Genomic DNA, 10,897 nt, shown 5'->3' with positions numbered 1-10,897 from the left:
TTTTTATTCTTACTCATGGGCACCTCTTTTAAGTGTTGAAATTATAACAAGTTAAAAGAGATGACACAGTTATTTAAACACTACCGAATAACTCTTTAACGGCGGAAGCTAATAACCTAACAATTAAATAAATGTGCAATGGTGCTGAGCATCTCAATGAAGAATTTGGTGTCTCAGTACCGGTAATAATAAATTATATAACGAAATAAAAACTTTCTTAATCCTGCATTATCGGCCAAAATGCCTCCTTTAAAAGGATTTCAGAGTAATTGAATAATGCAACTTCTTTTTTCAATTAGCCTTTTTTTAAGCGCTAGTCTTTTGTTTGTTATTCAACCCATGGTGGCTAAAGTTTTGTTGCCAGCCTATGGTGGTACCCCAGCAGTGTGGACTGTTTGCATGTTTTTTTTCCAATCACTGCTATTGTTTGCTTATGGTTATGCGTGGTTACTCAGTCAATTCACGGCTATTTGGTGGCGTTTATCCCATACACTCCTCATCATATTAAGTGTACTAAGTTTACCATTGTTGCTTATGATTTCTTCTGAGCAAGGAGAACCCGAATTTACAATTTTACACAACTTAATTTATCAATTAGGCCTTCCTTTATTGGTGATTGCAGCCTCAGCTCCGCTCCTGCAATTTGCTTATAGTCAAACAAAAGATAAAAAAGCGAGTGATCCTTATTTTTTATATGTAGCAAGTAATGTGGGTAGTTTATTGGCATTATTGGCTTATCCCTGGCTAATTGAGCATTACATAGGATTAAGAAAACAGTTTTATTATTGGAATATTGGTTATTGCATTTATATTGTTTTTTTATTGCTGATTTTTTTTGGTTTCTCTTATCAGCAATTATTAAAACCAAAACTTGAAAAAATTCATTTATCTTATTCAATGATGTTGCAATGGATTGGTTATAGCTTTATTCCTTGCAGTTTACTTTTAGGCGTGACGTTTTATATTTCAACGGATATTGCAGCAACGCCTCTACTTTGGATTCTTCCTTTAGCACTTTATCTACTATCTTTTGTTATAACTTTTGCTAGACGTCCTATAATTTCCCTAACATGGGTTGAACGTAACACTTTATTTTTTCTGATTTTCCCTGTTATCAGTTTTATTTTTGGTAATAATTCATTACAAGGATGGCAATATATTTTTTTTCATCTGCTAAATTTCTTTATCCTAGCTTTGCTATGTCATGGTCAATTAGTAGCAAAGCGTCCACCTGTTAACCAATTGACCGTTTTTTATTTTTGCTTAGCTTTAGGTGGGGTATTAGCAGGAATCTTTAATAGTTTTGTGGCACTGAGAGTTTTTAATGGAGCTTATGAATATCCTTTGGTGTTAGCATTGGCGATGTTTTGTATTCCTGTCACTCGATCGAAAAATACGAGGCTAATGCCTTTTATTGTATTGGCAATATTGCTCATCAATTATCTTTTGCCTAACACGGGATGGTTATTAGAGTTTAAACGATATCATATTGCTGAACTTGCGGCGCTGTGCGTCATTGTTATCTGGCCTGGTAATAAGCTAAGCCTGTTTGCTGGTGTAAGCATTTTATTTATTTTCTTATTTTTTCCTGGGCTACAACAGAACAAGATCCTGGCGCAACAACGTAATTTTTATGGTATCAAACAAGTATTGGCTATGGTGGGTTCACATGTGTTGATTAGCCAAAATACGGTTCATGGTTTTCAATTGCAGCAACCTGATAATCAAACGAATGGTGCGCTGGGGTACTATGGGCCCCCTTCAAAAGTCGTACAGCTTCTACAACAGAAGAAAAAGCCATTGCGAGCTATTATTTTAGGCTTGGGAACTGGAATGATGGCTTGTCAGTATCGTAAAGAGGACAGTGTTAAAATGGTAGATATCGATAGCCAGGTGATTGATATCGCTACGAATACTGAATTATTTACTTATTTAAAAGATTGTCCTCCGCAGACTACTGTATTACAAGGCGATGGTCGTTCAGTCATGCAAAAGACGAAAAATGCTGAGGCTGATTTATTGGTCATCGATGCTTTTTCCTCTGATGCAATCCCTATTCATTTATTAACACTTGAAGCCTTCAAATTATATTTACAAAAAATTACTCCCAATGATGGGGTTATCTTAGTGCATGTGAGCAATCGTCATTTACGTTTGCTGCCTGTCTTGACAGCAGTTGGTCGGCAGCTTGATTTGATTGTTTTACAAAAACTGCAAGAGGAAAATACTAAAATGGGGCAGTTTGCTTCAGAATGGGTGCTACTGACCTCAAATCAAGAATTTTCTGTCTCTTTAATGCGTAGTGCGGGATGGCGTTTTGTGATAGAAAATAACAATCGCTTATGGACAGATGATTACTCCAATTTAGTCCCTTTATTAAAGTGGTAATTGGTTTGAAGCAATGAAAAGATTGTGAATCATTCATAACACAAGAAACATGTCTATTGGCTGAAAAATAGATTGCTCACGAAAAATTAATTAGACTTCAGCTAAATTGCCTTTAGTTTCCAGCCAAAGTTTGCGATCAGCGGCTCTTTTTTTAGCTAGCATCATATCCATAAGTGCCATTGTCTCTTGTTCATCTTCTAGAGTTAGTTGTACTAGGCGTCTTGTATTAGGATCCATAGTGGTTTCCCGAAGTTGAATCGGATTCATTTCACCAAGCCCTTTGAAGCGCTGCACATTGATTTTTGCTTTGCTGGTTTTACCGAGTTTGTTAACTATTTTTTGCTTTTCTTCATCATCCAGCGCGTAGTGCACCTCTTTACCGGCATCAACGCGATAAAGAGGTGGCATTGCCACAAAAACATGGCCTGCTTGTACTAAAGGTTTGAAGTGTCTTAAGAATAAAGCACACAAAAGTGTCGCTATATGAGCACCGTCAGAATCTGCATCAGCAAGAATACAGAGTTTGCCGTAGCGAAGACCCGAGAGGTCATTCGAGCCCGGATCAACGCCGATAGCGACGGAAATATCATGGATTTCTTGTGACGCTAAAACTTCAGCAGAGTCTACTTCCCAAGAATTTAGTATTTTTCCACGTAACGGTAATATGGCTTGATAGTCTTTATTGCGTGCTTGTTTCGCGGAGCCACCAGCGGAGTCTCCTTCAACTAAGAATAGTTCAGCTTGATTGAGATCTTGTTGTAAACAGTCGGCTAATTTCCCAGGTAGGGCGGGACCTTGGCTAATGCGCTTACGGGCTACTTGCTTTGCTTGTCGCAAGCGTTTCTGTGCTCGTTCGATTGCAAAGGCAGCAATAATTTCACCTTGACTACGATGCTGATTAAGCCAAAGTGCAAAAGCATCTTTAACGACATTCCCGACAAAGCTAGCCATTTGACGTGAACTTAAGCGCTCCTTAGTTTGTCCGGCAAATTGCGGCTCTTTCATTTTTACTGAGAGAACATATTGACAGGGCTCCCAGAGATCATCGGCGGTTAGTTTGACGCCTCGAGGCAATAAATTACGCAGTTCACAAAACTCTGATAACGCATCATAAAGTCCGGCTCGTAAGCCATTAACATGGGTTCCACCTTGTACTGTTGGAATTAAATTGACATAACTTTCGCTTAAGCCGCTGTTTGCGGTGGTTGTCCAAGCTAAAGCCCAATCAGCAGTTGCTTCTTCACTGGCAAACTCGCCAACAAAGGGTTCGTCTGGAAAATAATCAGAAGGCAGCGATTGAAGTAAATAGTCAGCCAAGCCCTTTTCGTAACACCAGTGAATTTCTTCTTGAGTCGCTTTATTAATAAACGTCATGGCTAGGCCAGGACATAAAACTGCTTTAGCACGTAGAACATGAGTCAGGTGTTTGACTGAAATTTTCGTAGTGTCAAAATATTTGGCATTAGGCCAAAAACGAATAGTTGTTCCCGTGTCGCGTTTTTTAGTAACACCGATTTCATTAAGTTCGTGCAGTTTGTCACCATTCGCAAAAGTCATGCTATAAATAACGCCGTTGCGTTTAATGGTTACCTCGACTCGTTCAGACAAGGCATTAACTACAGAAACCCCAACACCGTGTAAGCCACCAGAAAAACTATAATTTTTGTCAGAAAATTTACCGCCGGCATGAAGACGCGTCATGATTACTTCCACGCCACTCAAACCAAGTTGTGGGTGAAGATCAACTGGCATGCCACGGCCATTATCTTCGACTTCAATGGATCCATCTTCATGCAGAATGACGATGATCTGGCTAGCGAAGCCTGCAATCACTTCGTCCACGCTATTGTCAATGACTTCTTGTGCTAAATGATTGGGTCTGGTTGTGTCAGTATACATACCTGGACGGCGCTGAACTGGTTCTAGGCCGCTTAACACTTCTATGGCTTCAGCTGTATAGTTTTCAGACATTGATCTTCGTTACCTTTAAAAATTTAACGGGAATATTAAATTCAATATATTTCTATTTTCTAGCAATATAAAGCATTTATATCACTAGGCGAATTCCCGTTAGTTTAGCATGAAAATTGAGCGGCAGGGGGGAAGTTCATGCTAAAATCAGTTGGTGTATTAATTATTCAACAACAATGTTTGGAAACTTGTCCATGTAATTAAGAGGTCTTTGGGCTAAAATAACAGCAGTATGCAGAGCAGATTTCATGAAAGCAGCCGCTAATTCATTGCTTTGCATTGCTGTTGGTTTCCCTTCATCACACTGGTGTTGAATTTGCTTATCTAATGGCAGTTGACCAAGCAGCGGAATCGCAAACGATTCGCTGATTTTTTCGCCGCCACCGTGACCAAAAATAGCCTCCTGATGTCCGCATTGGCTGCAGATATGCAATGACATATTCTCTATTAAGCCAAGTACGTCAATATTTGTTCTTGTAAACATCTTAATGGCTTTTTGTGCATCTAAAGTCGCTACATTTTGTGGCGTGGTGACAACTACAGCACCTGATAAAGGAATTTTTTGCACGAGGCTTAATTGGATATCACCAGTACCTGGTGGCAAATCAATCAATAAATAATCCAGCTCATCCCAGAGCGTTAAATCGAGCATTTGTATTAAGGATTTGGCAAGCATAGGGCCTCGCCAAATTAAGGCTTCTTGGCTATCAGTGAGATAACCAATCGACATGGCATAAATTCCATGAGCCAGGACTGGAAGATAATTTTCACCGCTGACCTTAACAGGCGAAGTTTCTCCCAACATAAGCGGAATGCTGGGGCCATAAATATCGGCATCAAGAATACCTACTTTAGCACCTGAAAGGGCTAGAGAAACTGCTATGTTGACAGCAACTGTTGATTTGCCCACGCCACCTTTGCCAGAGCCCACAGCAATGACATTTTTTACTCCTCGTAAGCCTTTGCCAACAAGTTGGGTGCGATGTGCTTTTACAAAAAAATCCAAAGAGATTTTGATTTGATGATGAGGCAATGCTTGTTGTAGGGCTTCCTTAAGAAGGGGTAGCAAGCTTTGTTCTAGAGGCTTAGTAGGGAATCCGGCCTTTAATTCCAGGGTTATTTCTGTATCGCTGATGTGAATCGTGGGTTTTAATCCCATCTGCTGGACAGTTAAATCAAGAGTTTTGTCTTTAATCTTAGCGAGTAATTCAGTAATGATATTTTCAATGTTCATTTAAACAAAATCCGGATTTGTAGAATGTTGGCCATGATACCTTAGGCCTGGATATTCCGAAATAAGAAGTTGATGGGGAACTTGCCAGGATTGAGTCCATTTCATTGTGGACATGACAGATTTTTTACAGAGGAAGTGCTCTAAATAGTTGACAATTGAGTTAAAATAAATCAAAGTGGATTTTTTTGTGTTTGTAGGATTGTTATGCCTAAGTACTTTGATGTTATTACTCAAGATACTCTTTGTCGATGAAGAAACACACGTTTATTTAGTGGAAATCAAAAAAGAAGAGAAAGAAAGTGAATTTGCTATTAAAGCAATTTCAGAAGGATTCGATAAGGTTTCTTGTGATCCACACACGCATGCAACCTATTACTGGCCTATTGATACAAAAAAATTACTTAAAACACAAACCAATACTTTTTTATTTCTACAAATTGGTGGCGAAAAGCATTTGCGGGAAGCACCTTTATCTCTTCAAGAGGTAATCGATTACTTAGGGATCGATCCTAAAAATGACAAGCCAAAAGAATTTAATAAGCAGGTAGGTCAACAAATATTAAATGAATGGTCTAATAACACCTTTGCTTTAAATACCCTTGGAAATAATGTAGTGCCCCCTGTGGGAGGACTAGATGTAGTGATTTCTCCTAGTCCACTGATAGAAGAGAATAATTTAAATGCAACCTTGCTAAATATATTCGGCACATTTTCAAATGGCACCCACTCTCCGATAATAGATGAAGTTGACGAACCATTAAGTGTATTTAGTAGCGTAAACTATCTCCTAGTTTAATTTCAGGAGATCAGAACTATAGTAGACATCGATACACCCCTATCACAATAAAAATAGCCCTATTGTTCTAGAGGCTGATTGCACTCTTTGCAGAATAAATTTGATCGTGGCTTAATGGACTCCTTTTCAAAGGATGAGGCAAATAGGATGAAGCAAAAAAGATACGCTTAAAATATTTATCAGAAAATGACATTGAATTTGGTTATCTCGAGCATGATCATGCCGATGTTTTGAATGCAATGGGGTTTTATAAGGAAGCGGAAGAGCTTTTGCCTCTTCTTTAGAAAAAAAGAAAAATTATTTTAAAACAGAGACACACACTAATATTGAATTACTCTATCAATGTTGAGCTTTGCTTTATATTAAAAGCCAGCAATTTGAAAAATCTCGGAAAAACTTAGAAATGGCATATGTGATTTATTCACAACATACTGAGCATTTTGCGACACAACACCAGCCAGATTTATTTCGGAATTATTTCTACAGCATTATTTTGCAGCTTGCGGCAGGTAATTGAATCCGAAATAAAAAAATTCGAATTGCAATTAGAAACGATTGAAGATAAAAAAAATCCTGTTTTTGTGCGATTGGCGCAGGGGAAAATTAGGTTATATCAACAGAAGTAGAAAAAACGTTTAGCCAATTAAAAGAAGCCATCGGGAATTTTATTCCCTGGTTACAATTTCAGCTAGCGGATAAAATCCTGACCGAGGATAATAAATTTGATGTAGCCTGTCTTATGAGTCAGTATGGTGTTGAGTTATTTATTCAAAATGGCTATAAAAATTTTGATGAATGTTTGCAGATAATTGAAAAAGCACGCCAATTAAAGGAAAGTTTTTACAATTCTCTATTACCTTCGAATAAAGCACTTGGTATTACCAATTATGCGTTTAGTGATTATGATTTGGGATTGCTTTATTACCTTTCTGGTAGGGCATGCAGTGATGAACGATTAAGATGCGAAAAATTAAAAATTGCTGCCTAATATTTTCAAGAGGTTAAGAGCAAGTTATTACAAGCGGGCTTAAGTGAACATCATGTTAATATACAAGCCTGCGTCACTCAGCTAAATAAAATAAGTGAATTGTTGCAAACACCAAAGAATCAGGTGGCTTTTCTCTCTATACTAACCCCAGCTATTCACAAGAGAATTTCGTTTTTCTTAGGCACTTCCAATGAGATAAAAAAAGATACGGACTATATTCCCTGCTTGGATACAATCCTTAAAGATTACCCATAGGATACGACGGATAATCTTTAAGCAATTAATCAATCTAGATGAATTTAGATAACCTTTTTAGGTTATCTAATTATTCGTAATTGAAGAGAGAAACAGCACTCAATTCTATAGAGTTATCTTCTTGTTTTTCCATAATCATTTCCCATGCACTCACTAAGGCAGGATTATTTGAAATTAATTCGTTTTTTGAATTGATCCAACCTAAATGAATAATAGTGTCACGGGTACGGTCCCCACCCTCATACAATGCATGCTTTAATATCGCTGTTAACTGTAGATGAGGTGATTTGTAATTAGGGAGATTTGATTGTCTAAAGAAACCAAACCAACCATTCATATCATCTTCCCATCGCTGGCCATAATTCTCACGAAATAGGGTAATTAGTGATTCATGAGGTGCTGTAAAATGATATTTTTCCTCATACTCGCTATAAAAGTTTTCAGCTAACAATTCATGAACGCGGGCTGTTGGGTGTTTGTCATCCCAGAACATATAGCCTGGAGCATAGGTTTTGGACTTTTTAAAGTCTTCTGATTCAATAAAAGGCTTATGCAATTTTGCAGGATCAAGCCCGAACTTTTCAGGGTTCTCATAAGCTTGAGTAAAGAATTTATTAACGTCAAAGACATTAAGTGAACAATCTTCATGTTCTTCACTTAGCTTTTTCATTCCCTCTTCTAAGAGGCGATTAAAATACAGACAAACTTTTTTCGCGTTTTCTTGTTCTTTTTTAGAGAGTGCCTGGAAGTGAGGTGTGAGTGATAAATCTGGTAAATTAAATAAAGCAAAATGACGGTAACCTTTTTTGATTAATTCTTTGACGTTGTGGAGCCTGGCTTCAACAGCTTTTTTAGCCTCTTCTTCAGTGGGCTTAGAGTTAACAGTAATTAAGTCATTGGCACCTGACCATTCAACAACTAAGGTGTGTTTTTTATGTTGCTCGGTAATGCCACGTGCCTTATCATCTGCAAACAACAAGTCGCGTTTTTGATCAAGGGTAGAGACAATCTCTTCTGTAGCCAAAAGTTTTAGATTGGCTGTTATTCTTCCAGAGTAATTATAAGAAGTTAAACCACCTTCATCATAATATCGGACGAAGTCTTGGCCTTTATAATCAATACGTCTATAGCTAGCTAGATCAAGATCACGAATTTTATCGAGGTTTTCAAGAGTGATCTTGCCTCTTTCTGCTAGATCTTTTTCAGCATATTCAAGACCAAAATCAGTTATCCATACATCACCATTCGTAAAAGCACCTTTAGGTGAATTCCCTTTTAAGCCACTCAAACCATCCATAGGGATAATACCGAATAATTTCCTGTGATCCATGGTACCTGGTGCTGGATCAGAAAGACTATCCCCCATAGAAACGATGTATTCAATTTTTGGTTTAGGCATTTTTTCCTCTGGTCTGATTCAATAAAAATTGAGTTATTATAAACCACGACAATTAAGTAAACATTAATAACATAAAGTTGAGTATGTGATCAAAAAATAAAGCTTAATAGAATAATCGCTCGATAGGGTTCATACTTAACAATATAACTTGAGAAAAATTATCCGATTGAATGGGTAATCAGTTCAACGCAGGAAGCATTATGAAAAAAGCCATAAAACTCTTTAGTTATTTGTTATTAGCATCCACCCTGTTTATAACCCCAAGTTTGGCAGCAACAGCTGTGACGCCTACTGTTGCTCGTTTAAGCTATATGCAAGGGATAATAAGTTTTTCACCGGCAGGCATTAATAAATGGAGCAAAGTTAGTTTAAATAGGCCGTTAATTATTGGTGATCAATTATGGTCTGATATTGACGCGCTGGTAGAGCTACAACTAGGCACAGCTGCAGTTCGCTTAGGTGAGCAAACTAGTTTGAAAATTTTGAATCTCAATAGTCAGATTGCTCAATTCCAGCAGACTAATGGTATGTTGAGTTTAAGTGTTAAATCGATCAATAAAAATAGGCGCTATGAAATTGATACGCCTAATATTGCTTTTACTACCACTAAATCTGGTTACTATCGCATTGATGTAGATAGCAAAAAAGATGTTACTGTGGTTATTGTCCATAAAGGGAGTGCCACTATTTATGGCAAAAATGCTTCTTTCAAGATCAAGGAAGGGCAATCTTGTCGTTTTACTGGCAACAATTTAAAAGGGTATCAGTGTTCAGCCATTGGTCCTACTGATGAGTTTGATCGTTGGAGTTTAGAACGCGATCGCCGTGTTGGAAAAAAGGCAGCTAATTATGTCTCCCCAGAACTCATTGGTTACGAAGATCTTGAGTTCTATGGCACTTGGAAAGTGATTAAGACCTATGGTCGTGTTTGGGTTCCTCATGTAAAGGCATCCAATTGGGCTCCTTATAGAACTGGGCATTGGATATGGTTGAGGCATTGGGGATGGACTTGGGTTGATGAACAGCCTTGGGGGTTTGCACCATTTCACTACGGTCGCTGGATTAGATTCCAAAATCAATGGTCTTGGGTTCCTGGTCCCAGGCACATAACTCCTGTTTATGCGCCGGCTTTAGTGGCTTTTGTGGGAGGTAGGCAATTTAAGCTACAAATTGGAGGGGAGCCAGGTATTGCTTGGTTTCCTCTTGCTCCGGGTGAAATTTATATACCCCCTTATCAAGTTAATCGTAATTATTTTATTCAAGTTAACATCAGTAATACGGTTATAAATCAAACTTATGTTAACAATATTTATAATTCCCCACGCGTCAATATTACTTATCAAAATATCAATGTACCCAATGGTATTACTGCAGTACCAACAACCGTATTTGTACAATCTGCACCGATCAGTACTACAGCCGTTCAAGTAACGCCGGAAACATTAGCCTCAGCACCTAAGTCACCAATTGCTGCGGTAACTCCCGAGTCTATTAGTGTTCAAGGTGGGAATCAAACAGCAACAGCGATGCCCAGCAGTGAAATAGTTAATGAAACCGCTGTGATAAAAACTGAGCCTCCACCGGCACCAGCGGCATTTTCACAAGAGCAACCCTTATTGGTAAAAGATCCAGGTAAGCCTTTAACTCCTGAACAAACAGAAGAATTAACCAATCAGCAAACAGGGGGGCCACAAACTACGGAAACCCAACCTACTACACAACAGCCTACCGAGGTTCAACAGCCTCCTGAGGTTCAACAGCCTCCTGAGGTTCAACAGGCTCCTGAGGTTCAACAAGCTCCTGAGGTTCAACAAGCTCCTGAGGTTCAACAAGCTCCTGAGGTTCAACAAGCTCCTGAGGTTCAAC

At 38.4% G+C, this 10,897-nt stretch carries 7 protein-coding genes; 4 read left to right on the top strand and 3 right to left on the bottom strand.

Annotated features, from left to right (window positions below):
• The first annotated feature begins 276 nt into the window (after positions 1-276).
• Positions 277-2,388, top strand: coding sequence for a fused MFS/spermidine synthase (locus Lbru_RS08350; RefSeq protein ID WP_058441744.1), 2,112 nt, complete (start codon positions 277-279; stop codon positions 2,386-2,388).
• 90 nt (positions 2,389-2,478) lie between these two features.
• Here Lbru_RS08350 and parE read toward each other — a convergent pair whose 3' ends face one another.
• Positions 2,479-4,359 carry a DNA topoisomerase IV subunit B gene (parE, locus tag Lbru_RS08345; RefSeq protein ID WP_058441743.1) on the bottom strand — a complete coding sequence of 627 codons (1,881 nt, stop codon included), beginning with the start codon at positions 4,357-4,359 and terminating at the stop codon, positions 2,479-2,481.
• A 163-nt stretch (positions 4,360-4,522) separates the two neighbouring features.
• Entirely contained in the window at positions 4,523-5,593 is a 1,071-nt protein-coding gene (gene apbC, locus Lbru_RS08340) for an iron-sulfur cluster carrier protein ApbC (RefSeq protein ID WP_058441742.1), read from the bottom strand.
• A gap of 175 nt (positions 5,594-5,768) precedes the next feature.
• On the opposite strand from apbC, the gene Lbru_RS08335 reads away from it, so the two are divergent.
• Positions 5,769-6,389 (top strand): hypothetical protein, encoded by a 621-nt coding sequence (locus Lbru_RS08335; protein WP_131793598.1) that lies wholly within the window; start codon positions 5,769-5,771, stop codon positions 6,387-6,389.
• Positions 6,390-7,128: 739 nt separating this feature from the next.
• Entirely contained in the window at positions 7,129-7,377 is a 249-nt protein-coding gene (locus tag Lbru_RS08330; RefSeq protein ID WP_058441740.1) for a hypothetical protein, read from the top strand.
• Positions 7,378-7,702: 325 nt separating this feature from the next.
• On the opposite strand, the gene Lbru_RS08325 is transcribed toward Lbru_RS08330, so the two are convergent.
• Positions 7,703-9,031: an SGNH/GDSL hydrolase family protein gene (locus tag Lbru_RS08325; RefSeq protein ID WP_058441739.1), complete on the bottom strand. Its 1,329-nt coding sequence runs from the start codon at positions 9,029-9,031 to the stop codon at positions 7,703-7,705.
• A gap of 200 nt (positions 9,032-9,231) precedes the next feature.
• Here Lbru_RS08325 and Lbru_RS08320 point away from each other — a divergent pair.
• Positions 9,232-10,897: DUF6600 domain-containing protein (locus tag Lbru_RS08320; protein WP_058441738.1), on the top strand; the 1,666-nt coding region annotated here is incomplete at its 3' end.

It is taken from the genome of Legionella brunensis (assembly GCF_001467025.1).
Classification (GTDB): Bacteria; Pseudomonadota; Gammaproteobacteria; order Legionellales; family Legionellaceae; genus Tatlockia; species Tatlockia brunensis.
This window is presented reverse-complemented; position numbering and strand designations above follow the sequence as displayed.

Excerpts from the sequence above, each read along its gene's own strand:
- Lbru_RS08350 (WP_058441744.1), top strand. The coding sequence starts at position 277 with ATGCAACTTCTTTTTTCAATTAGCCTTTTTTTAAGCGCTAGTCTTTTG.
- apbC (WP_058441742.1), bottom strand. The coding sequence starts at position 5,593 with ATGAACATTGAAAATATCATTACTGAATTACTCGCTAAGATTAAAGAC.
- Lbru_RS08330 (WP_058441740.1), top strand. The coding sequence starts at position 7,129 with ATGAGTCAGTATGGTGTTGAGTTATTTATTCAAAATGGCTATAAAAAT.
- parE (WP_058441743.1), bottom strand. The coding sequence starts at position 4,359 with ATGTCTGAAAACTATACAGCTGAAGCCATAGAAGTGTTAAGCGGCCTA.
- Lbru_RS08325 (WP_058441739.1), bottom strand. The coding sequence starts at position 9,031 with ATGCCTAAACCAAAAATTGAATACATCGTTTCTATGGGGGATAGTCTT.